Source organism: Cryobacterium sp. TMB3-10, assembly GCF_004402305.1.
GTDB lineage: Bacteria > Actinomycetota > Actinomycetes > Actinomycetales > Microbacteriaceae > Cryobacterium > Cryobacterium zongtaii.
This window is the reverse complement of the sequence record NZ_SOGH01000024.1, coordinates 22,222-43,834: the sequence shown is the minus strand read 5'-3', so window position 1 is coordinate 43,834 and position 21,613 is coordinate 22,222. Positions and strand designations below refer to the sequence as shown.

Below are 21,613 nucleotides of genomic sequence, written 5' to 3'. Positions count from 1 at the left end.
GGCTGCTGCCTAGTTGGAGCGACGCGGGCGGCGGCGGCGAAAACGCGGCTTCCTGCGGGGCTGGGCGGCGGACGGCTCGTCCCCGCCCGGGCGCGGAAGCAGGACGGGCAGGTGCGCCACCGACGATGTCGCGGAGCCGGGGCCGATGTTCAGCGCGTCGACGATCACCAGAGCCGTTTTGAGGGTCGCCTGGACGATCCTCCGCGCGACGCGGACTGCCACGGCGGTGACGGAGCCGCGGGCACGATTCCCGGTCATGGTCGTGCCGATCTAGCGACCACATCGTAGATGGCCGGCTCGAGTTCAGGCCAGGCAAACCGGTATCCGGCGGCGACCAGGCGTTCCGGTTCCACCCAGCGGCTCTTGAGCACCAGCTCGGGTTCGGTGCGCAGCAGCCACATGGCCGGTTCCAGCATCCAACGGAACGCCGGCAAGCCGAGCCTGGCGCCCACCCGGCGGCGTAGCGTCGCCATGAGCGTGCGGTTGTCGCTGGGGTGCGGCGCGGCCAGGTTGACCGGCCCGGCGAGTCCGTCGTGGGCGACGATGAACCGAATGGATGCCATGACATCGTCGATGTGGATCCAGCTGAAGCGCTGCCGCCCGCGGGAGTGATGGGTCGGCGCCGTGCCGTCTCCGCTCGGCTGAGTGCCGATGCCGCGGTAGCGCCGGTGCGGGAACCACCACCCGTCGACCTGCGGCCCACCCAGCCCGAGGCGTGCCAGGCGCGCGAGAATCGCGGTGGCGGGACCGTCACCGAGCACGATGGCCATCCGCAGCGCCACCCGGCGGGTGCCGGGCAGGACACCGGCGAAGAGCTCGTCCTCCCAGTTGCGGGCGATGTCCGCCGAGAAGCCGGAGCCGATCTCGCCGTGGGTCTCGGTCATCGGGCGGTCCATCGCGTATCTGTAGATGGTGGCGGTGCTCGCGTTCAGCCACACCCGCGGCGGCCGCGCGCTCGTCTGGATGGCCTCGCGGAGCTGCCGGGTGGTGTTGACCCTGGAGTGCAGGATCTCGGTGCGGTTGCGGTCGGTGTACCGGCAGTCGACACTCTTGCCGGCCAGGTTGATGACCAGGGCGGAACCGTCGATCAGCTCCCGCACGGCGGTGTCGTCGTCCCAGCGCCCGTCGGGCCCGGTGCGGCCGATGCGGGCGACCTCGTAGCCCTGGTCGCGGAGCTCGCGAACGAGTCTCTGGCCGATGAACCCGGATGCCCCGGCTACCACTGCGCGTTCTCTGGTGTCCCCCACGGGTTCAGCCTACGAGGTGCGGGTGCGGGCCGGTCGCCACGATCTGCGGGTGCCGCGCCGGTATGCGGGTGGCGCGCCACCCGCATACCGGCGCCTGCCTCGCATAGTTCGGTGGGCACCCGCACGGACCGGTGCGCAAGCCGCGGTGGGTACGATTGCGGCATGACCGAGACCCGTATCCCATCCGTTCTGTTCGTCTGCCAGAAGAACGGTGGGAAGTCGCAGATGGCGGCCGCACTGATGAGGGCAGCGGCGGGGGACGGTGTCGAGGTGTTCTCGGCGGGAACGAAGCCCGCGGCGGCCCTGAACGCTCAGTCCGTGGAGTCACTGGCCGAGCTGGGAATCCGCGTCGGAGACGAGCAGCCGAAGGCCATCACCGCGTCCATGGTGGCTGCTGCCGACGTCGTCGTGATCGTCGGGTCTGAGGCGCAGGTCGATGAGGTGGCCGGAACGAGGTTCGAGACGTGGATCACGGACGAGCCCTCCGAGCGCGGCATCGAGGGCATGGAGCGCATGCGACTGGTCCGTGACGACATCCGCGCCCGCGTCGACGAGCTCCGCGCCCGCCTCTAGCCCTGCGCGTCGGCCTTGGCGAGCAGGACGTCACGTTCCCGCGTGTTCGCGGTGAGGGCGGCGGCCGTGAGGAACTCGGCCCGGGCCTCCTGGGCGCGGCCGAGCCGGGCCAGTAGTTCGCCGCGCACACTCGGCAGCAGGGCCGAACCACGCAGGGCGCCGTCGTCGGCGAGGTCGTCGACGATGCGCAGTGCGGATGCGGGACCGGTCGCCATGGCCACCGCTACCGCCCGGTTGAGCTCAACCACCGGGTTCGGCGCGATCCGGCCGAGTGCCTCGTAGAGCAACACGATCCGGTCCCAGTCGGTGTCCGCCACGCTGGGGGCCCTCGCGTGGCACTGGGCGATCGCGGCCTGCAGGGCGTAGCTGCCCCGGCTGCGGCCCAGCGCGTCGGCGCGGGCGAGGGCGGCCTGCCCACGGGCGATCTGGCCGTGGTCCCAGCGGCGGCGGTCCTGATCGGCCAACAGGATGGGCGTGCCGTCGGCGCGCACCCTGGCGCCGAACCTGGAGGCCTGCAGCTCCATCAGGGCCACCAGCGCGTGCGCCTCGGGCTCCCGCGGGGTGAGACCGGCGAGTACCCGAGCAAGCCGCAGCGCCTCGTTCGCGAGGTCGGCGCGCAGCCAATGGTCGCCGGACGTGGCCGCGTAACCCTCGGTGAAGATCAGGTAGACCACCCCGAGCACGGCGCCGAGCCTGGACCGCCACTCGCTCGGGTCGGGCACCTCGAAAGGCACCCCCGCCGCGGCGAGGGTCTTCTTGGCCCGCAGGATGCGCTGCTGGATGGTAGCCACCGGCACCAGGAACAGCCGGGCGATCTCCTCGGTGGTGAGGCCGCCGATCAGCCGCAGCGTCAGCGCGACCTGAGCCTCGCGGGCGAGCACCGGGTGGCAGGCGATGAATACCAGCCGCAGCACGTCGTCATCGATCGGTTCCCCAGCATCCGCGGCGGTGCCGATGCCCACCAGATCATGGGCCATCGCCCGGTACCTCTCATCGAGGCGTTCGCGTCGCCGCCAGGTGTCGATGGCCTTGCGCTTGGCGACGGCCGTGAGCCAGGCCCCGGGGTTCCGGGGGATGCCCGCCTCCGGCCATTGCCTGAGCGCGTCGACCACCGCTTCCTGGGCGAGATCCTCGGCCAGCACCACATCGTTGGTCATCTTCGCGAGCGTGGCGACGATCCTGGCGCCCTCGATGCGCCAGACCGCGTCCACGGTGCGCCGCGGATCGGCCATGACCCCAGCCTGCCGGCCGAAGCCCGCTAGACCTGGCCGCTCTCGGCGCGCCAGAGCTCCTGCTGCGCAAGGATCGGGTTGTCGGCCGCCTCACCGAAATCGCTCATCTCGGTGACCCGGCGTACCTCGAGCTTCGACCCCGGTCCGAGCGGGCACCGGCTCGCCCACTCGATGGCCTCCTCCTTCGACGCGACCTGGATCATCCAGAAGCCGCTGAACAGCTCGTGGGTTTCGCCGTAGGGGCCGTCGGTCACGATGGGTGGGTCTGCGGCGAAGTCGACCACAAAATTGTCGGCCATCGAGTCGGCCAGACCGTCGCCGGCGAGCATTACGCCGGCCTTGACCAGGGCCTCGTTGTATGCACCCATCTTCTCGATGATCTGATTGATGTCCGCCGTGTCGTAGTCCTGACGGGCCGCTTCGGTTGCTCGCATGATCAGCATGTACTTCATCGGGTTCTCCTCACTCGTGGAGGGCGCCGAGTGCGTCCCTCTACATGATGCGTCGAACGGGGCGGGCCTGGATCGACAGGACGGGAAAGAAATTCAGCTCGACAGCACCTGCCGGGTGATTGAGTGCAGCAGTTCCTCCCCGGCCAGGATGCCCCGCCGGGCGGTCACGGCCAGGTTGTGCCTGGTGAAGGCCGCGTCATGCAGCTCGCCGTGCGCCGGCCGGAAGGCGAAGTGCGCCTCCTCCAGCATCCGCTGGTCGAGGAGCGAGTCGCCGGCGGCCAGCACCGTGGGGGCGCCGAGCCGGCGGTGTACCTCGGCTACGGCGGCGCTCTTGTTCACGGCTTCCGGCACACAGTAAAGCTTGCGTCCCTGCACGGAGACGGTCCAGCCGAGCGCCCGGCACCGCACGTGCAGCCCGGCGATCCAGTCCGCGGGCATCGCCTCCCGATCGATGATCGCGTAGGTGAACAGGTCCTCCGCGGTGTGCACCCGCACAATCCACTCCCCGGCGGCCGGATCCTCGAGCAGGGCCCTGACCTCGGCCAACGGAGCCGCTTCCGCGCCCAACCGGGCCTGCAGTGTGTGCGACCACGCCGGATCGACCTCACCGTCGACCAGGATCGTGCCGCCGTTAGTGGTGATGGCGAAGCGCGGCACCGACCCCGGCAGCTGCACCCGGCTGTACTGGGCGACGGTGCGGGTGGTGACCGGCACGAACGTGGCGGTCGCGGCGAGGTCGAGCAGAAGCTGCTCGGCGGCGCGCGTCATGAACGAGATCGGCACGCCCTGATAGACCTCGGAGACGACGATCGGTGGAGCCTGGGCGTCGGTCGTCTCGAGCCAGAAGGCGCGCGATGAGTAGATGAGGGTGCGGTCGAGATCGCAGGCGACCAGGGGCATGCCGGTCACTGTGCACCCGCAATCCCGCGACCGGGCCGAATGAGCCCGACACAGCTGTACGGCAGGTCGGGAACGACCTCGATCGGGACGCCGCGCTGCTCGGCCAGCAGCAGCACGTGCGCGACATCCGCCACGGCATCCGCCCGCACCAGCACCTTCCAGGGCACCCGGCGCAGCAGGACCCGGGTGGTCTCGCCGACTCCCGGCTTGACCAGGTTCACATCGTTGATGCCGTACTCGGTGCTGATCTTCTCGACAGCCTTCCAGCCGACCCACGACGGGGTGCGGTCCTCGCCGCTCGCCGCCGCGACTCCGGCGGCGACGTCGGCGGCGACATCGGTGAAGTAGCCGCAGACGGTGTCGAGAAAGTCGCCCGAGACGTCGTTGGGGCTCAGCTCGGCGTAGAACTTGGCGCCGTGGAACTCGTCCTCGCCGATCAGATCCCGGTTGAAGACGGTGCGGGACACGAGCCCGGACACCGTGGAGTTCAAGCAGGCGGACGGGATCAGGTAGTCCTCGCGGGTGCCGTGGATGGTGACGCAGTGTCCTGGGTCGGCCAGCACTGCCAGGTCGTCCCTGAAGAACACACCGTCGGTCCGGCCGAACAGGGCGATCGCCGCGGACAGCTCCCGCGCGATGGCGCCCTTGCCGGTCCAGCCGTCGACGAAGATGATCTGCTCCGGATCGTGGTGGGCGGCGAGGTAGCGCAGGGCGGTCTGGTCCAGCCCCACGCCGCGCACGATGCTCATCGTGTAGTGCGGCACGTCGATCCCGCGCGCCTGCTGGGCCCAGCGCCGCATCAGGATGCCGATCGGGGTGCCGGCCCGGGCGAGGGAGACGAACACCGGCCGGTCACCGCGGGCGGCGAGGGCCAGGTCGGTGACGACGCCGACGGCTACAGCGAGCCGGCGGCCGGAACGCTGAAGCGCCTCCCGGTAGAGCGCCTCGTATTCCGGCGACGGCAGGTACTCGATGGGTAACGACTCGGCGTAGTTCGCCGCCCCGGTCTGGATGGCGTGCTCGCGTTCCTCGGCCGGTGCCTCGAGGGCAACGCCCTGCAGGTCCTGCAGCAGCCAGCTCACGTCCTCGGCGGCGTATGAGCCGAAGGCGGGGCCGCTGAGCGGATGCGGCAGCACGGCCGCCGGCGGGAGAGGGCTGGTGGTCACGGGGTGGGTATCCCATCGGTGGGGGCTGAAGCGGTCAGGAGCACGACCACGATGCGGTCGCTCACGCGGCGGAGGGCGTCGATCACGCCGTCGGCACCGGTCAGCCGGGCGGGGTCGGTGCCGGGTTCCGGTATGAACACCACGGTGCCGAACCGGCGATGGCCGGCGGTGAGGTTGTAGGCGAATCGCACGCCGTCGCCGTCGGAGGTGGTGTCGTGGCTGCGGAAACTGATGGCGCTTCTGATCGGGTAGTCGGCCGCATCGAGGGCGGCGATCGGCGATCGGGTGCTGGTGGAGAACCTGACGAACAGCGGCGTGGCGGCGCGTCCGAGCTCGTCCGCGGTCAGCATCGGCAGGGCGATGAACTCTTCCGAGCCCAGGACCAGGACCCCGCGGTCGTCCGCGGTCGCCTCCCCGGCGGGGAGCAGGGCGGCCACACGATCGGCGACCGCCGCGGCGAGGGCGGCGTCCGCGGGCGCCATGGTGCCGAATCGGGCGCTTCGCAGCGGGGCGAGGTCGGTGCAGTCGAGCAGGTGCACCTCGCCGGCAGCGGCGGGCGCCGGGGTGATGACGGGCATCGACTCGATCATCCGGCCGGCACGGGGAAGCACGTCGGCGGGGAGCCCGATCGAGCCGGCGGCCAGGCAGACCACGGAGATGCGGGTGCCGAGCGTGGTCGCCAGCTCGTCGAAACGGCCGAGGTCGGCGGGGGACCGCAGGTCGATCAGCGAGGCGATCACCCAGTGCGATTGCGGGATGAGGGCATGCAGCGCCGTGATCGTGTTGATCACCGTGGTGCCGGTGCTCAGTTCGTCGTCGACCAGAATCGTCGTGCCGCCCGCGCGCAGCCAGTGCGGGTCTGTCGGCAGCAGGGCATGGTCGGTGGCGTGGGAGTGTTCCTCGGCGAAGCCGGCGAACGGGGTCGCCCCGGCCGGCGCGTGCCGGGTCGAGTGCAGGTAGTAGGCGCCGAGGGCGTCCGCGACGAGCTGGCCGAGGCCGGTGGCTGTCTCGGCGTAGCCGAACGTCACGACGTCCGGTTGCGGCGCCGTCGCGGCGCGGATGTCGCGGCGGAGGTCCGTCAGATTGCGGTGGGCCTGGGCCAGGGATTCGGCATCCGTCGACTCGGCCTTCTCGGCCAGCCGGGCCACCAGAACAGCGAATCGGTCGCCCAACTCGTTCGCGGCCGGAGGGTAGCCGCCGGTGATGACCGCGGAGACGAGCAACCCGAGCAGTTCCCCGGCCGCCAGGGCGATGCCGGGCACCGTCGGCACGTGTTTGGCGAGCACCGTGGAGACGAGCAGGTGGGCGCGCTTGGGGTTGTGGCGGAGGGCGATGCCGACGAGTTCGTCGACGCCGAGGATGCTCCGGGTGTGGTCGGTGGCCACGTGGATGTCGAGGGCCGTTGCCACCGTCACCGCATGCTCGCTTCGAGGAGGTCGACGAAGGTGGTGGACTCCGAGGCCACCCCGAAGGCGTCGGCGCGCAGCATCGTCTTGTGCGCCCACGCGGAGTGCGGCTTGGCCTCGTTCATCTTGTTGCCGTACGGGGACGCGCTGGCTCCGCCGCCCACGTTGTCGAGAATGACCGCGGCGTCGAGGAACTCCTCGTGGCTCACGACAGACAGGGCGTGCACGACCGACACGTGGGTGGGGTGGATCACGGTTTTACCGAGGAGCCCGTTGGCCTGGTCGAGGGAGATCTCGCGGATCAGCCCGTCCAGGCCGCCCAGCATCAGCCGGTGCCGGAGTTCTCTCTCGTTGGCTTCGACGAACGGGGTCATACGCAGCTGCGGTCGGAGGATGCGCTCGGTCTCATAGTGCTCCCACACCGTGCCGGTGATCACAAAACTGTCGTCTGACCGGCCCAGCACGTTCACGATGTCGGAGATCATCGAGGCGACCACCTTGACGTCGTACACCGTGAGGTCGCGCGAGCGGCGCAGCCCGAAGGCGCTGGACAGGTCGGTCGCGCCGATGCGCGCGGCCAGCACGTCCTCGCGGTTGTCGTGCAGAATCGTGCGGATCGACGCGAGCGCCGAGGTACGCGTCTCGCTGTGGATCATGTTCGGAGACTCGAGAATGGGCATCAGTCGCAGCCGTTGGCCGCCCCGCGAGCCGTCGGCGCCGCTCTGCCGCTGGATCTCGCGGAGCGCAACAAAGAAGCCCTCGGCATAGCCGGTTTCGTTCTCGAACTTGGGGACCACGAATCCGCTGAGCAGAGCCAGGCCCGCACCGCAGGACTCGGCCACCCGCAACATCTGTTCCGGGGTGCGCACCCGCACGAAGAGCAGGGGGAGGGCGGTATCAGGCTTGTCCGTCGCGGTGCGGTGCAGGGCTCTGATCGCTTCGGCGACGTTGATTTCCGCGGCATCCACTGCGCTGTCGGCAATCGAGTCCTCGAGGCAGAGCACCATGCTGACGCAGCCGCGAGAGGCCTGTTTGATGACGTCGTCGGCGATAGCGGGACGGTCGCCGGGGCAGTAGAGCGTGGCGCCGAGGAACGCGGCGAGCAGCGGGGCGGGCGAGTCGACCGAGATTTCCTGGGGCCGCCGGTGGAACAGCTGGTCGGTCTGGGAGTCATCGAGGAAGGCGAAGTGGCGCATGGGGGATTATCGGCTCCGGGACTCTCGAGTAGCGACGTGGGGGGTGAGGGTGAAACCGAACTGGCTCAGAATCGCTTCGTCAGACGCCGTGCGGTCCACGGGTTCCGCCCGCAATTCGATGAGGTTACCGACCCTCAGCAAACAGAGGATGAACATCCGTGAGTCGTCACCCCGAGCGGTCGTGACCGTGGAGCCGTCGAAGATCTGCACGCCGAGGGTGTGCGGTCCGCGTGCGATGAACAGGGCGCGTCGCAGCCTCTGCAAGTGGCGCAGGGAGACGATCGCATCGGCCTCGTCGAATCCCACCAGCGGCCGATTGCCGGCTGTCGTCACGGGAGTGCCGGCGGTGTCGCCTGCAGCGCTCTCCGAGCCGGTCACCCGGTCGGCGTCCTCCCACGCGGCGAGGTCGGCGCCGCTCACGATGAGGCTGCCCACAGCGGACTCGCGGGCGTTGAGCCGGAGTACCGGCTCGTTCTCGCCCAGCTCGCGAACCTCGTCGATCGAGGGGGCCGGGAAGGGAAGCGAGTCCGGCGAGACGGTGGCCGGCGCCGTCGCGACGGATCCCGGGCGGGCCGGTGAAGCTGCTGTGCCGGTCGTCGCGGGGGCGAGAGACAACCCGGCGGATGCGGCCCGACGAGGTTCCGGCTCGGTGGCGGCGGCATCGCGCGCGACGGCGGTCGGCGCTGCGGGCTTGACGCGGCGGCGCAGGAACCCAATGTCGGTGCGGACCGGGGAGCTGTTCAGTGCCACCGGTCAGAGGTCGATCCGGAAATCGGCGGCGACCCCGCGCAGGCCCGTCGAATAGCCCTGGCCGAGGGCACGGAACTTCCAGTCGTCACGGTGGCGGTAGAGCTCGCCGAACATCAGCACGTCCACGGTGCGGTACTCGCCGGCCGGGAGAACAAAACGCACCAGCTCGCGGTTGTCGCGGGTGGCCACCCGGACGTACGCGGAACGGACCGAGGAGAAGTTGCCGGCGCCCCGCACGTCGGGGTCCACGTAGACGACGAACACGATCTTCGCGACCTCGGCGGGCACCCTGGCGAGGTCGACGTCGATCTCTTCGGTGTCCAGGTCGTCGCGGAAACCGACGGAGCCGTCCTGGCTGACGATCTGGTTGAAGAACACGAGATGGTCGTTGGAGAGCGACTTGCCCTGGGCGTCACACAGGATGGCCAGGGGCACGAGCTCGGACTGCGGACCGCGGCTGGGGATGATCTCCCATCCGAAGCCGATCATCAGCTCGGTGAGCCCCGGGTTCTCGGCGGTCAGGGCGGCGTTGGCCCCCGGAATCAGTGAGGTCATCGTCCGTCCAGCGTGAGGGTGGGAGCCGCGAACTTGTCGGCCAGGAAACGCCCGTGGGTGGAGAGCTCCGCGATGGCGCCGATGCGAATCTGGTTGAGCAGGTCGCCGATGGTTTCTTCGAGGATCCCGAGTTGGGCCGAGAACTGCAGGGTGGCAGCGGAGGTGTTGGTGCGTTCGGGCTCTGGCAGGGCGAGGTAGGCCCGCAGCGGGGTCGGCAGGTAGTCCCGGATCATCGCATCGAGCAACACGCGCTGCTCGGTCGAGGCGTTCTGGGCGGCGACCATTTCGATGACGCGACGGAGCAGGTCGTCGATCTGGGCGAGCCTGGAGGTGAGCAGGGTGGGCAGTTCGCCTCCGGAGCTCCGAACGGCTGCGCGCAGCTGGTCGAGGGCGCGCCGTGTCGCTTCATCCTCGGATTCCACGACGCCGGCCGGCTCCACGGCCGCGGAGGGGGCATCCGTCGTCGCCGGACCCTTGAACAGAGAGTCTACGAACTTGCCGAACGCCATGCCCTCACCGTCCTCGTTACGTTGCCCGATTGTCTAGCGTAGCTCGCGCTGTTCCCCCTGCTTGCTGCGTTCCAGGTACGGCTTCGCCTTCTGCAGTCCTGTTTCGAGAGCCGAGACCGTGCCCTCCATGTTTTTGGCGGCAGCGGCGCGGAAGGTGTCGATCGCGTCCATGGTGGCGAACACGTTGTCGAAGGCCTTCTGCAGCGTCTCGACACTCACTCCGGAGTTCGACGCCTGCTCGTGGATGCGCACGGTCTGGTCCTTGAGCATCTCGCTGGTCTTGAGGATCATGTTGTTGGTGGTGGTGTTGATCGCGTCGATCTGGTCGAGCACCATCTTCTGGTTGGCCAGGGCCTGCGCCACGATGACGGCCGTGCGGAGCGCCGCGATGGTCGTCGTGCGCGCCCGGTCGACACCCTTGATGAGTTCCAGGTTGTTCTTGCGGATGAGGTCCATCGCCAAGTAGCCCTGCACCGACACGGCGAGCTGGGTGAGGATGTCCTGGTGCCGCTGGCGGATCGGGAAGAGCACGTCGGCCTCGAGCTTCTGTGCTTCGTCGATGCGACCGGCGGACCGCGAGGCGTCGATCTTCTCGACGGTGGCGTTGTCCAGGGCTTTGGCGAAGACCGCGTACTCGCTCAGCGTCTGCATGGTCTCCCAGAGCTGTACCTTCTCACCGGCCAGCGACGCGTTGTCCTTGAGGAGTTCGTCCTGCCCGCTCATCAGCGACTTGATGATCGCGTCGAGCTGGGTCTGCGCTGACTCGTACTTCTGGAAGTACTTCGCCAGCTTGTTCCCGCCGGGGATGAAGCCCAGGATCTTGCGTCCCATTCCGAGGTCGGCGTCGTTGGGCGTGAGGTCCTCAACGGTCGAGCGCAGCTCACCGAGAGTGTTCGCCACGGTGATCTGCGCGCTGTTGCCGGTGCGCTTGGCGCCGGCGACCGAAGTCGACGAGCGCTCGAGCATGCGGGTGGAGTAGCCGCTGGACTGCACCATCTCGGCGCTCGCGAGGCCGGAGATGCCCTCGATCTTCGCGCTGAACTCGGGGGTCCGCGGATCCAGGGACGAGACATCCGCCACGAACTCCCGCGCCTGGCGGGCGATCTCCTGCTGCCGCTCGGCCGGAACCGGCACCATGCCGGGCGCGTCGTCCGCCACCACGATGTCCGGTGCATCCGGCGCTTTCAGCACCAGGGCCAGCTCGGAGGCGTCCGGGGGAGAGAGGGGTGAACTCATGCGTGGTCCTGTCTGATTCTGGTGCGGCGGGCGGCGACGAGCGTGGGCCGGTTAGTCGAGGGAGATGCCGAAGTCGGTGGCGATGCCCGCGAGTCCGGTGGTGTAGCCCTGGCCGACGGCCTTGAACTTCCAGTCGGTGCCGTTGCGGTAGACCTCGGCGAACAGCATGGCGGTCTCGGGTGCCGCGTCCTCGCTCAGGTCGAACCGCACGATTTCCTGATCGTCCTGGTCGACGATGCGGCAGTACGCCCCGCGCACCTGGCCGAAGTTCTGGCGGCGTGCGTCGGCCTGGTCGATCGAGACCACGATCACCACGCGGGAGACGTCGCTGGCCACCTGACGCAGGTCGATGTTGATCTGCTCGTCGTCGCCGTCCCCGGCTCCCGACCGGTTGTCACCGAGGTGCACAACCGACTTGTCTGCCGAGGCAGGCTGGTTGTAGAAGATGAAGTCGGCGGAGGAACGCACCTTGCCGTTGTCGCCGATGAGGAGCGCGGAGGCGTCCAGGTCGAAGGCTTCGCCGCTGGTGGTGCGCGGGTCCCAACCCAGGCCGACAGTCGCGACGGTGAGTCCGGGGCTGACCTTGGTCAGCGAGAGGTTGTTGCCTTTTGCGAGTGTCAGACCTGCCATGGGAATTTTCTCCTTGTGTGTATGGGGTGGGTGAACGGCCGTGCGGTGGCGCGGTTAGAGGACCTTCGCCGCCGCGGTGAGCAGGTCCATGGCCGAACGGCCGGTGGCGCGCTCGCCGATGGCCTTGAAGGTCCAGCCGGTGCCGTCGCGGGAGACCTTCGACATGATCATGGCGGTGTGCGGGCCGCTGTCGGTCAGCTGGTAGCGGGCGACCTCGGGGGTGCCGGCGGACGAGTCGTCGACGAGGCGGCTGAACGCGTTCTCGACGAGGTCGAAGGTCTGCTGGCTGTAGCTGCTGATGACGAACACGATCTGCGAGACCGCCGCGGACACCTGGGCGAGGTCGACGAGGATGGTTTCGTCATCGCCGTCGCCGGCCCCGGTCAGGTTGTCGCCGGTGTGGCGGGTCGAGCCGTCCTTGCTGCTGAGCTGCTGGAACCAGACGGTGTCGAGGACCTTGCCGGCGGCGTCGAAGAAGATCGCCGATGCGTCGAGGTCGACCTCTGCGGCCTTGCCGCGACCGAACAGACCGCGCTTGACGGGGGCGGCGCTGTCCCAGCCGAGGCCCATGCGGACCTTCGAGAGGCTGCCGCCATCCGCCTTGGTCAGCGAGAGCGACTGGCCCTTTGACAAGCTCAAACCCATTGTGTACTCCTTCGTATGACGTTTTGTGTTGGTCAGCGCCAGTGCGCGCCCAGTCTAGAGGCCGCCGGCACGGAAAATCCTGTATGGAGCGGGCGGCGAGGCGGCGACAACCGCGCGTCGCCGCCCGCTCCGGGGGTGGTGCTACTGCGCGACGCCGGCGTGGGCGTTGTGCGCCTCGGCCAGCAGCGCCTGCAGCTCTTCGTCTTCGGCGGCACGAGCCCGGTGCTTGGGGGTGAGCAGGCCCAGGGCGCGTTCGTGGGCGACGACGAGAGCGTAGGTTTCGTCGCGCGTCTCACCCTTGCCGCTGAAGTCGCCGGTCAGGTACTTCTTGGCCGAAGCCTTGCTGAGCGCGATCGCGCTGTGCGCGCGGCCGGCCGGGCTGACGAGCGAAGCGATGACCGTGACCGTGAGAACACCGATGATCACGGCGAGCGAGACGCCGGTGCTGATCTCGAAGACCGGGACGTGCTCGCCGCCGTTGATGAACGGCAGTGTGTTCTCGTGCAGGGCGTGCAGCACGAGCTTGATGCCGATGAAGCCGAGGATCGCGGCCAGGCCGTAGCTGAGGTAGATCAGGCGGTCGAGCAGGCCGTCGATGAGGAAGTAGAGCTGGCGGAGGCCCATGAGCGAGAACGCCGTCGCGGTGAAGACGATGTAGACGTTCTGGGTGAGGCCGAAGATCGCGGGCACGGAGTCCAGCGCGAACAGGAGGTCGGTGCCACCGATGGCGACCATGACGAGAAGCATCGGCGTCATGACCTTCTTGCCGTTCTCCATGGTGAAGAGCTTGTCGCCGTCGTACCGCTCGGTGGTGTGGAACAGGCGCTTCGCCAGCCGGATGATGAAGTTGTCGGCCTCGTCGCTCTCGGCTTCGGGCTTCAGCAGCTTGACCGCGGTGTAGATGAGGAATGCGCCGAACAGGTAGAACAGCCAGGCGAACGAGTTGATCAGCGCCGCGCCGAGGAAGATGAACCCGGTGCGGGCGATCAGCGCGAAGACGATGCCGAAAAGGAGCACCTTCTGCTGGTCGGCGCGAGGCACCTTGAAGCTGGCCATGATGATGAGGAAGACGAAGAGGTTGTCGACCGACAGCGCCTTCTCGGTGATGTAACCCGCGAAGTACTCGGTACCGAGCGTGGCGCCGCCGAAGAAGAGAACACCGAGCCCGAAGACGATAGCGATGCCCACATAGATGGCGGACCACTTGGCGGCCTCGGGGAGGGTCGGCTCGTGAGCCTTGCGCACGTGGAAGAAGAAGTCGAAGGTGAGCAGGGCGACGATGCCGAGGATCGTGAGGAGCCAGACGTAGCCGGGTATGTCCATGGGTGGTGTTCTCCGCGGGGGTAGTGGTGTGATTAAGTTGGGGTCGCCCAACCATTCGCATCCCAACCGAAAGGTAAGGTAGCTCCACTATGTTAGTTGGATCCGTCCAACTATTCGCACAGCCTCCGAAAAGTCAGGAAACTTTCAGCCATGGTGTACAGCCGGGAAACCGCTCCAACGGTCGGTGAGGCTCTGGAATCGGCCCTGTCGACCATCCTCCGCTGGTCGACGCGCGCCGACAATAAACGGATGCTGCACGATTCGAGCGGTGCCGCCCTCTCCAGCACGGACTCCTGGTTGCTGGAACGCGTCGTCGTCGCCGGGCCGCTGCGGATGTCGAAGCTCGCGGGCTGGATGGCGGTGGACAAGTCCACCATGACCACCGAGATCCGGCGGCTGGAGAAATCCGGACTGGTGAGTCGGCGATCCGATCCGACCGATCGGCGGGGCGTGCTCATCACCGCGACGGAAGAGGGGCGTACCGCCATCGTCCGGCACCGCCAGCTCGCCCAGGACGTGTACGGAACCCTGGTCGGCAAGTGGACTGAAGAGGACCGCACAGAGTTGGCCCGGTTGCTCGGTCGTTTCGTCGACGAGCTCTCCTGGGTGACCGATGCGGTCGCCAGGCACAACGAGTCGATCTGACCTCGCGCTGGGCTACCCGCCCAGGCCCAGCCAGAGGCCCAGGAAGGCGCAGCCCACCGCGAGCGCGAGCATCCCGAGCCCGTTGACCAGCGCCGGAAGGGACCGCCGGTCCTGCGCCAGCCGCACGTTCTCGTAGCTGGCGGTGCTGAAGGTGGTGAAACCGCCCAGCAGGCCGCCGCCGAGTACCAGGTGCCAGGCCTCCGGCAACCACAGCGCCAGGGTGAGGCCGGTGATGAGTCCAAGCAGCAGGGAGCCGACCACGTTGATGAGCAGGGTGCCGACCGGCAGCGTGGTGCGCACCCTGGACTTCACGACGCCGTCGACGACCAGCCGCAGGGTCGCGCCGAGACCTCCGGCCAGCGCCACGGCGACAAAGAGCAGCGGGGTCATCGGGCCGCCGTCCCGCTAGGATTCGGCCGCCGGCCGTGCAGGGCCCCGGCCGCGCCGATCCCGGCCCACGAGGCGGCCGCGCCGATCAGAACCGTGCCCAGCGCGTAGAGCAGGGCGGCGCCGAGTCGACTGTCGGCCAGCAACAGGCCGGTGTCGGTGGCCAGGGCGCTGTAGGTGGTGAAGCCGCCGAGCACGCCGGTGCCCAGCAGCAGCCGCAGCTGCCGGCGTCGGCCTTCGTCTGGGCCGCGGCGGGCCAGGGTCTCCAGCAGCAGCCCGAGCACGAAGGCGCCGACGATGTTGATGCCCACGATCACGACAGCCACCCCCGCGACCGGCGGCACCGAGATCGCCAAGAGCTCGCGCAGCGCGGTGCCGACGGTACCGCCGGCGAAGACGAGGGCGAGGTGCGGCCAGCGCAGGTGTACGGGGCGCGACGCGCCGGTCGGGACTGCCATCAGGTGCCGCCGTCGAGGGTGAGGGCGAGCGCGGCCGCCTCGGCACGTGGGGCATCGAGGTACCGCCGGCCGCCGGCCTGGTAGACCAGCGGATGCCCGGTGGGCAGATTGAGTCGGTGGATGGCCGATTTGTCGAGGGTCTCGAGCACGGCGCAATACGCGCGGAGGGAGTTGCCGTGCGCCACGACCAGCACGGTGCGCTCATCCGCCAGGAGCGGCAGCACCCGCTCGGTATGGATCTCGGCCACCCGGGACATCACGTCACGTAACGACTCGCTGCGGGTGAGCGCCCGGGCGGGCAGGCCACGGAACAGGGCCGTGTCGGCGAAGCCGCCAAGCTGCTCGTCGGACATGGCCGGCGGCGCGGTGTCGACCGAGCGGCGCCAGGCCAGGAACTGGGCCTCGCCGACCTCGGCGCGCACATCGTCCTTGTACCGTCCGGTGAGGGCGCCGTAGTTGCGTTCGTTCAGGCGCCAGTCGGTGTGGACAGCGTCGACCGGCAACTCCAGCGCGGTGGCCACGATGGCACTGGTCTGCCTGGCGCGCTGCAGCGGGGAGACGAGGACGGCATCCGGGACCAGGTCGTGCGCCGTGAGCAGGTCTGCGGCGGCCAGCGCCTCGTCGGCGCCGGACGGTGACAGCTCGGGGTCGAGGATGCCGGTGAAGAGGCCGGCGGCGTTCGCGGTGCTCTGGCCGTGGCGGAGCAGGACGAGTGAAGCACCGCTCGGCCAGCTCGTCACCGTCACCCACCAGTCTCGTCGGCCGGAACCATCAGCGCAGTCGGCGGTTCGAGCGGGTGCTCAGGTGGGATCCATCACCACGCAAAAGGGTACACCGCTCACTCGGACTCCCACGGCACGTCATCGTCGAACGACACCGGCGACAGGGGGACGACGACGACGGGACGGTGCTGCCGGTGCGCCAGGTGCATCGCGATCGAACCCGCGAAGAACTCCTGCAGGCTGCCGCGCACGGTGCCGTCCCTGGTGCCGACCACGATCATCACGGCCCGGAGCGTCTCGGCGAGCTGCCCGAGCGCCCTGGCCGGGTCGCCGGAGAGCTGGCGGGTGCTCCACTCGATGTCCTGGCCGCCCAGGATGCGGGTCAGGCGGGCGGTGAGGTACGGGTCGATGCCCGCGCCGTTGCCCGGCGCGGGTACGTCGGCGTGGTCGGCCCGCGGATGCCGGCCGGGGTCCACCCAGGCGCACACCAGCTCGGCGTCGAACCGCGCGGCGAACACCGCGGCCTGCAGCACGACGCCGTCGGCCTGACCTGGATAGACGCCCACCACCACTCGGGCTCGGATGCTCATGGCGCCCAGAGTGACAGAAGACCCTGCACCGCGGTAGGCCCCTGTCCAGGTTGGTTACCAGGTGCTGTCGCCGCGCACCACGGCGTCGTAGCCGCCGTCGATGAAGATGACCTGGCCGCACAGGTGCGAGTTCTCTTCGTCGGCGAGCCAGACGAGCAGCCGCGCGGCCACCTCGGCGTCGAACGGTCCGTTCAGCGGCATGGGCACCTGTTCGTTCAGGCGTGCCCGGCCTTCGGGGGTGGCCACCAACTCGGTGGTCATCGGGGTGAGCACGACACCCGGCGCGATCGCGTTGAGGGGAATCCCGTCGCCGGCCCATTCGGCGGTCGTCGCCGTGGTGCGCAGCCATCTGGCCAGGGCCCGCTTGCTGGACGAGTAGATCTGGTGTCCGGTCGCCGGGTCGGTGGCGAGCTCGGCGGCGCGGGCCAGGGCCTCCTCTTCGGTGCCCTCCAGTAGGAGTCGCACCAGCTCCTCGTCGAAGGCCTGCAGCGATGCCATCGAGGCGACGGCCACGGCGCGCGGTGCGGGGGAGCGGGTCAGCAGCGGGCGGAGGCCCGCCAGGGTCGCGACGGTGCCGTAGTAGTTGACCGCGGCGGTGACGGGAATCGGGTGGCTGAGGCCGGCGACGGCGATGACGCCATCCAGCACGCCACCGGAGAGCTCCTCGGCGGCGCGGACCAGCGCCTCGCGTCCCTGCACCGTGGACAGGTCGGCGTTGATGTCGGAGTCCCTGAGGTCGGCGCCGATCACCCGGTGGCCCCTCTCGGTCAGGAGTGCGGCCGTGGCCTTGCCGATGCCGCTGGCGGCGCCGGTCACGAGGTAGGTGCGGGTCATGGGTGTTCTGCTTTCTGGTCGGTGGTGGGTTCGGGTGTTGGCGCCTCGACCCGGATGGCGTGCGCGAGCGCGTCATCCCGGAATCGGCTGAGCAGTCGGGTGAAGTCGGCGCGGTCGTCCTCTGACCAGCGGCGCATCAGGTCCGCCATCATCACGTCGCCGGCCTGGGTCAGCGCGGTCGCGGCGGCTGTTCCGGCGGGCGTCAATCGCAGCAGGGTGGCCCGGGAGTCGTCGGGGTCCTGGCGCTTCTCGATCAGGCCGTGCGCGGCGAGCCGGTTGCTCAGTTTGGAGATCGCGGAGGCACCGACCCGCAGGCGGGAGGCGAGGGCGGACGCGCGCTGTTCGCCGTCACGGGCGAGGACCGTGACGGCCACGATCGAGGTGGCGTCCAGATCGACCCCGGCGCCGACCGCCAGCCCACGGATGAACGTTCCGGAGGACCAGACCGAGAAGACTTCGAGCAGCGCCCCGAGTTGCTCGTGGCGGTACGCCTGGGCGAACTCTCGTGATGATGACGCGTTGTCGGCCTCAGGGGGCACGGTGGCACGTCCTTTCACACGCTCAATTTACTGTCTCTAAGACAGCATATAACAGCCGAGTTTGTTTCGTGGGTGAAAGTAATGCAGTGCAGGCTGCCGAAATCTTCGACACCTCTCGGCGAATTGCGACCCATTGTCACAGTTTGACCAGATCTATTGACGAAGTTACTTGCAACATGCAACGATCTCTCTCAACAACGAAGTTATGGAGGCCGTCCCATGGTGGTGACCGCACTGAAGGAACCCGCGTCGCTTGCGACCCGGAGAACACCCAGAGTGAAGACCGGACGCAGGGACTCGCAAACGCGGGCAGCGATCCTCTTCCTCGTCCCGGCGAGCATCGGCTTCCTGGCCTTCTTCGCCTGGCCCACTCTGCGCGGCCTGTACCTCAGCTTCACGGACTACAACCTGCTGCGGGACCCCGTCTTCATCGGGCTCGACAACTACATCGCGATCGCCGCCGATCCGGTGTTCTGGAATTCGCTCAAGGTCACCCTCGAGTACGTGGTCATCAACGTGGGCGTGCAGACCGTCGCGGCCCTGGCCCTGGCCGTGCTGATGCAACGCTTCACCCGCTCGATGGTGGTGCGCGGCGTGATCATGCTGCCGTACCTGATCGCCAACGTGATCGTGGCGCTGGTCTGGTTTTGGCTGGCCGACTACAACCTCGGTCTCATCAACGCCGCCCTGGACACCCTGGGCCTGGGCAAGATCGGCTTCTTCGGCAACGAGGACCTCGCCATGGGCACCATCGCCATGGTCAACGTCTGGCGGCACCTGGGCTACACGGCCCTGTTGCTCTTCGCCGGGCTACAGGCCATCCCGCGCGACGTCTACGAGGCGGCCGAGGTCGACGGTGCCGGAGAGTGGCGGGTCTTCCGCAGCGTGACGCTGCCGTTGCTGCGGCCGGTGCTCGCGTTCGTCCTCGTCGTCACGGTCGTCGGTTCGTTCCAGATCTTCGACACCATCGCCGTCACCACCGGCGGCGGCCCCGTCGACGCGACCCGCGCGATCAACTACTACATCTACCAACGCGCCTTCGAGCGACTGGACTTCGGCTACGCCTCGGCCCTGGCCGTGATCCTGATGATCCTCCTGGCCACCATCGCCCTGGTGCAGAACAAGCTGCTGCGCGCCAACGAGTCAGACCTGGAGAGATAGCACCATGGCCATCATCGCCTTCAAATCCCCTAAACGCCCGTCCCTCTCCGCAAAGCGCTTGTCAAACGCCGACGACGCCGCCCTGGCCAAGTCCAAGGTCTCGCTGTTCTTCGGCCGGCTCGCCCTGGTCATCGTGATCCTGATCACCCTGTTCCCGATCTACTGGATGTTCCGCACGGCCTTCAGCAACAACCGGGCCATGTTCTCCGAACCGCTCAGCCTGCTGCCGGTGGACTTCACCTTCGGCCCGCTGCAGAGGGTGCTCGGCCTGGCCACGACCGAGGAAGCCCTGGCCGAAGGCGGCTCCGGCGCCTCGATCAACTTCGGCCAATACATGCTCAACTCGGTCCTGGCCTGCACCCTGATCACCGTGCTGCAGGTGACGTTCAGCTCGATGGCCGCCTACGCGTTCGCCCTGCTCAACTGGAAGGGCCGAGACAAGGTCTTCGCGATCTTCCTCATCGCCCTGATGGTGCCCGGCATCTTCACCCTGCTGCCCAACTTCATCCTGGTGAAGGACCTCGGCCTGCTCAACACCATCCTGGGAATCGCCCTGCCGGCGATGTTCATGACCCCGTTCGCGATCTTCTTCCTGCGGCAATTCTTCCTGGGCGTGAACCGCAGCATCATCGAGGCCGCGGTGATCGACGGCGCCAACCACTGGAGAATCTTCAGCCGGATCGTGGTGCCGCTGGCCTGGCCGCAGATCATCACCCTGGGCATCCTGCAGTTCATCCAGTACTGGAACGACTACCTCTGGCCGTTCCTGGTGGGCCAGAGCGAGACCTCCAAACTCCTCACCGTCGGCCTGGGCATCTTCAAGTCCCAGACCCCGCAGGGCAACCCCGACTGGGCGGGCCTGATGGCCGGCGCCCTCGTCGCGGCCGTGCCGATCTTCATCCTGATGCTGGTCTTCGGTCGCAAGATCGTGGGCTCCATCCAGTCTTCCGGCGTCAAGTAACCCCGCCCCTCCCAACCCCAAGAGAAAGAGAACACGACCATGAAGAAGAACCGACTGGCGATCCTGACCCTCGCCGCGATTCCTCTCGTCCTCACCGGATGCTCCGCCCCCGCGGACTCCGATTCGGCCGGCGGAACCACACTGTCCTACGGCCTGTGGGACGCGAACCAGCTGCCCGCCTACGAGCAGTGCGCAGCGGACTTCCACGAGGCCAACCCCACCATCACCGTCGATGTGGAGCAGCTGGGCTGGGACGACTACTGGAACAAGATCAACACCGGCTTCGTTTCCGGCGCGAACTACGACGTCTTCACCGGCCACCTGGCCAACTTCCCCGAATTCATGCTCAACGAGCAGATCCTGCCGCTGGACGACTACATCGAGGCCGACGGCGTCGACCTCTCCATCTACCAGGCCGGCCTCGCCGACCTGTGGAAGGGCTCGGACGATAAGCAGTACGGCCTGCCCAAGGACTTCGACACCGTCGCCCTGTTCTACAACAAGCAGTTCACCGACGCCGCTGGCCTCACCGCCGAGCAGCTGGGCGCCCTGACCTGGAACCCCGAGGACGGCGGCAGCTACGAGGCGACCATCGCCCACCTCACCGTGGACAAGAACGGCGTGCGCGGCGACGAGCCCGGCTTCGACAAGTCGAACGTGGAAACCTACGGCCTGTGGATGGAGAACTCCGGCGGCGCCGACGGCCAGACCCAGTGGGCCTACCTCACCCAGACCAACGGTTGGACGCAGACCAACGGCGCCTGGGGCGACGAGTACAACTTCGACGACCCCGCATTCCAGGACACCATCGACTGGTGGTACTCGCTGGTGGAGAAGGGCTACATGCCCACCTTCGAAGCGCAGACCGGCATCGGCTGGGCCGACCAGCTGTCTGCCGGCAAGGCAGCCCTGGTGGGCAACGGCTCGTGGATGACCGGAGCCGTCTTCGGTTCGGCCAGCGACACCTTCACGCCGGCGATCGCCCCCACCCCGGTGGGCCCGAGCGGCGAGCGCGCGTCGATGCTCAACGGCCTCGCCGACAACATCTGGGCCGGCACCGACCACCCCGACGAGTCCTGGGAATGGGTGAAGTACCTGGGTTCCAGCGCCTGCCAGGACGTCGTCGCCGAAGCTGCCGTCGTCTTCCCCGCCATCACCACGGCGACCGACGCTGCGGTGGAAGCCTTCGCGGCCAAGGACATCGACGTGAGCCCGTTCATCGTGCAGGTCGACGAAGACACGACCTTCCTCTACTCGATCACCGACCACCGCTCCGATGTGCTCGCCCTGGTCACCCCGGTGATGGAGTCGATCATGTCGGGCAAGTCGCCGGCCAGTGCGCTCACCCCCGTGAACGACGAGATCAACGCGCTGTTCAAGTAACACCGTTCGCCCAACTGTTGCCGATGCGGACATCTGCGGCCGGTACGCCGGACGCAGATGTCCGCTCGGGGAACAGTTGGGCGCGCCGCCGCATCCCCCGCAACTCTCGACCA

Annotated in this window: 26 protein-coding genes; 5 read left to right on the top strand and 21 right to left on the bottom strand. The window is 68.3% G+C overall.

All coding sequences use genetic code 11. The features are described from left to right. Positions 1 to 9 precede the first annotated feature (9 nt). A complete protein-coding gene (locus tag E3T22_RS12965) occupies positions 10 to 258 on the bottom strand; it encodes a hypothetical protein (RefSeq protein WP_088457537.1) in 249 nt (82 codons plus the stop codon). Further along, positions 255 to 1,247 carry an epimerase gene (locus tag E3T22_RS12960; RefSeq protein ID WP_134479545.1) on the bottom strand — a complete coding sequence of 331 codons (993 nt, stop codon included), beginning with the start codon at positions 1,245 to 1,247 and terminating at the stop codon, positions 255 to 257. The genes E3T22_RS12965 and E3T22_RS12960 overlap by 4 nt, the downstream gene beginning before the upstream one ends. A gap of 162 nt (positions 1,248 to 1,409) precedes the next feature. On the opposite strand from E3T22_RS12960, the gene E3T22_RS12955 reads away from it, so the two are divergent. Next, positions 1,410 to 1,820: a low molecular weight phosphatase family protein gene (locus E3T22_RS12955; protein WP_134479544.1), complete on the top strand. Its 411-nt coding sequence runs from the start codon at positions 1,410 to 1,412 to the stop codon at positions 1,818 to 1,820. On the opposite strand, the gene E3T22_RS12950 is transcribed toward E3T22_RS12955, so the two are convergent. From E3T22_RS12950 to E3T22_RS12890, 13 genes are all read right to left on the bottom strand, one after another. Beyond that, positions 1,817 to 3,052 (bottom strand): RNA polymerase sigma factor, encoded by a 1,236-nt coding sequence (locus E3T22_RS12950; protein ID WP_134479543.1) that lies wholly within the window; start codon positions 3,050 to 3,052, stop codon positions 1,817 to 1,819. The two genes, E3T22_RS12955 and E3T22_RS12950, sit on opposite strands and share 4 nt — an antisense overlap. A gap of 26 nt (positions 3,053 to 3,078) precedes the next feature. Continuing rightward, positions 3,079 to 3,504 carry a YciI family protein gene (locus E3T22_RS12945; RefSeq protein ID WP_088457533.1) on the bottom strand — a complete coding sequence of 142 codons (426 nt, stop codon included), beginning with the start codon at positions 3,502 to 3,504 and terminating at the stop codon, positions 3,079 to 3,081. 93 nt (positions 3,505 to 3,597) lie between these two features. Further along, positions 3,598 to 4,404, bottom strand: a complete 807-nt coding sequence (locus E3T22_RS12940; protein ID WP_088458154.1) for an HAD family hydrolase — start codon at positions 4,402 to 4,404, stop codon at positions 3,598 to 3,600. A gap of 5 nt (positions 4,405 to 4,409) precedes the next feature. Continuing rightward, positions 4,410 to 5,570, bottom strand: a complete 1,161-nt coding sequence (locus E3T22_RS12935; RefSeq protein WP_166788826.1) for a cysteine protease StiP family protein — start codon at positions 5,568 to 5,570, stop codon at positions 4,410 to 4,412. Beyond that, the gene (locus E3T22_RS12930) at positions 5,567 to 6,985 is read right to left on the bottom strand and encodes a phosphoribosyltransferase domain-containing protein (RefSeq protein ID WP_134479541.1); all 1,419 of its coding nucleotides are present in this window, start codon (positions 6,983 to 6,985) and stop codon (positions 5,567 to 5,569) included. The genes E3T22_RS12935 and E3T22_RS12930 overlap by 4 nt, the downstream gene beginning before the upstream one ends. Then, positions 6,982 to 8,172: an HpcH/HpaI aldolase/citrate lyase family protein gene (locus E3T22_RS12925; RefSeq protein WP_088457530.1), complete on the bottom strand. Its 1,191-nt coding sequence runs from the start codon at positions 8,170 to 8,172 to the stop codon at positions 6,982 to 6,984. Before E3T22_RS12925 ends, E3T22_RS12930 begins: the two co-directional genes overlap by 4 nt. Before the next feature lie 6 nt (positions 8,173 to 8,178). After that, the gene (locus E3T22_RS12920; protein WP_088457529.1) at positions 8,179 to 8,922 is read right to left on the bottom strand and encodes a hypothetical protein; all 744 of its coding nucleotides are present in this window, start codon (positions 8,920 to 8,922) and stop codon (positions 8,179 to 8,181) included. 3 nt (positions 8,923 to 8,925) lie between these two features. Continuing rightward, a complete protein-coding gene (locus E3T22_RS12915; protein WP_103431390.1) occupies positions 8,926 to 9,477 on the bottom strand; it encodes a TerD family protein in 552 nt (183 codons plus the stop codon). After that, positions 9,474 to 9,986, bottom strand: coding sequence for a hypothetical protein (locus tag E3T22_RS12910; protein WP_088457527.1), 513 nt, complete (start codon positions 9,984 to 9,986; stop codon positions 9,474 to 9,476). The genes E3T22_RS12915 and E3T22_RS12910 overlap by 4 nt, the downstream gene beginning before the upstream one ends. 33 nt (positions 9,987 to 10,019) lie before the next feature. Further along, the gene (locus tag E3T22_RS12905; RefSeq protein WP_088457526.1) at positions 10,020 to 11,222 is read right to left on the bottom strand and encodes a toxic anion resistance protein; all 1,203 of its coding nucleotides are present in this window, start codon (positions 11,220 to 11,222) and stop codon (positions 10,020 to 10,022) included. 51 nt (positions 11,223 to 11,273) lie between these two features. Further along, complete coding sequence (locus E3T22_RS12900; protein ID WP_088457525.1) at positions 11,274 to 11,852, bottom strand: TerD family protein; 579 nt, start codon at positions 11,850 to 11,852, stop codon at positions 11,274 to 11,276. A 54-nt stretch (positions 11,853 to 11,906) separates the two neighbouring features. Then, on the bottom strand, positions 11,907 to 12,497 hold the full coding sequence (locus tag E3T22_RS12895) for a TerD family protein (protein ID WP_088457524.1): 591 nt from the start codon (positions 12,495 to 12,497) through the stop codon (positions 11,907 to 11,909). A 141-nt stretch (positions 12,498 to 12,638) separates the two neighbouring features. Continuing rightward, a complete protein-coding gene (locus E3T22_RS12890) occupies positions 12,639 to 13,820 on the bottom strand; it encodes a TerC family protein (protein WP_134408517.1) in 1,182 nt (393 codons plus the stop codon). A 150-nt stretch (positions 13,821 to 13,970) separates the two neighbouring features. Here E3T22_RS12890 and E3T22_RS12885 point away from each other — a divergent pair, with 150 nt between their 5' ends. After that, positions 13,971 to 14,465, top strand: a complete 495-nt coding sequence (locus E3T22_RS12885) for a MarR family winged helix-turn-helix transcriptional regulator (protein ID WP_134479540.1) — start codon at positions 13,971 to 13,973, stop codon at positions 14,463 to 14,465. A 12-nt stretch (positions 14,466 to 14,477) separates the two neighbouring features. On the opposite strand, the gene E3T22_RS12880 is transcribed toward E3T22_RS12885, so the two are convergent. The 6 genes from E3T22_RS12880 to E3T22_RS12855 form a co-directional block, all read right to left on the bottom strand. Continuing rightward, positions 14,478 to 14,855 carry a CrcB family protein gene (locus tag E3T22_RS12880; protein ID WP_134479539.1) on the bottom strand — a complete coding sequence of 126 codons (378 nt, stop codon included), beginning with the start codon at positions 14,853 to 14,855 and terminating at the stop codon, positions 14,478 to 14,480. Next, positions 14,852 to 15,310, bottom strand: a complete 459-nt coding sequence (locus E3T22_RS12875; protein WP_134479538.1) for a CrcB family protein — start codon at positions 15,308 to 15,310, stop codon at positions 14,852 to 14,854. Before E3T22_RS12875 ends, E3T22_RS12880 begins: the two co-directional genes overlap by 4 nt. After that, positions 15,310 to 16,056, bottom strand: coding sequence for a 2,3-bisphosphoglycerate-dependent phosphoglycerate mutase (locus tag E3T22_RS12870; protein WP_134479537.1), 747 nt, complete (start codon positions 16,054 to 16,056; stop codon positions 15,310 to 15,312). The genes E3T22_RS12875 and E3T22_RS12870 overlap by 1 nt, the downstream gene beginning before the upstream one ends. A gap of 92 nt (positions 16,057 to 16,148) precedes the next feature. Next, positions 16,149 to 16,622, bottom strand: a complete 474-nt coding sequence (locus tag E3T22_RS12865; RefSeq protein ID WP_088457518.1) for a universal stress protein — start codon at positions 16,620 to 16,622, stop codon at positions 16,149 to 16,151. A gap of 54 nt (positions 16,623 to 16,676) precedes the next feature. Beyond that, a complete protein-coding gene (locus tag E3T22_RS12860; RefSeq protein WP_134479536.1) occupies positions 16,677 to 17,456 on the bottom strand; it encodes an SDR family oxidoreductase in 780 nt (259 codons plus the stop codon). Next, the gene (locus E3T22_RS12855) at positions 17,453 to 18,013 is read right to left on the bottom strand and encodes a MarR family winged helix-turn-helix transcriptional regulator (RefSeq protein WP_166789300.1); all 561 of its coding nucleotides are present in this window, start codon (positions 18,011 to 18,013) and stop codon (positions 17,453 to 17,455) included. Before E3T22_RS12855 ends, E3T22_RS12860 begins: the two co-directional genes overlap by 4 nt. Before the next feature lie 201 nt (positions 18,014 to 18,214). Here E3T22_RS12855 and E3T22_RS12850 point away from each other — a divergent pair, with 201 nt between their 5' ends. The 3 genes from E3T22_RS12850 to E3T22_RS12840 are packed head-to-tail and all read left to right on the top strand — an operon-like array spanning position 18,215 to position 21,500. Beyond that, positions 18,215 to 19,156 (top strand): carbohydrate ABC transporter permease, encoded by a 942-nt coding sequence (locus tag E3T22_RS12850; RefSeq protein ID WP_134479534.1) that lies wholly within the window; start codon positions 18,215 to 18,217, stop codon positions 19,154 to 19,156. 58 nt (positions 19,157 to 19,214) lie between these two features. Continuing rightward, a complete protein-coding gene (locus tag E3T22_RS12845) occupies positions 19,215 to 20,117 on the top strand; it encodes a carbohydrate ABC transporter permease (protein WP_241983682.1) in 903 nt (300 codons plus the stop codon). 39 nt (positions 20,118 to 20,156) lie between these two features. Beyond that, a complete protein-coding gene (locus E3T22_RS12840) occupies positions 20,157 to 21,500 on the top strand; it encodes a sugar ABC transporter substrate-binding protein (RefSeq protein ID WP_134479532.1) in 1,344 nt (447 codons plus the stop codon). The last annotated feature ends 113 nt before the right edge of the window (positions 21,501 to 21,613 follow it).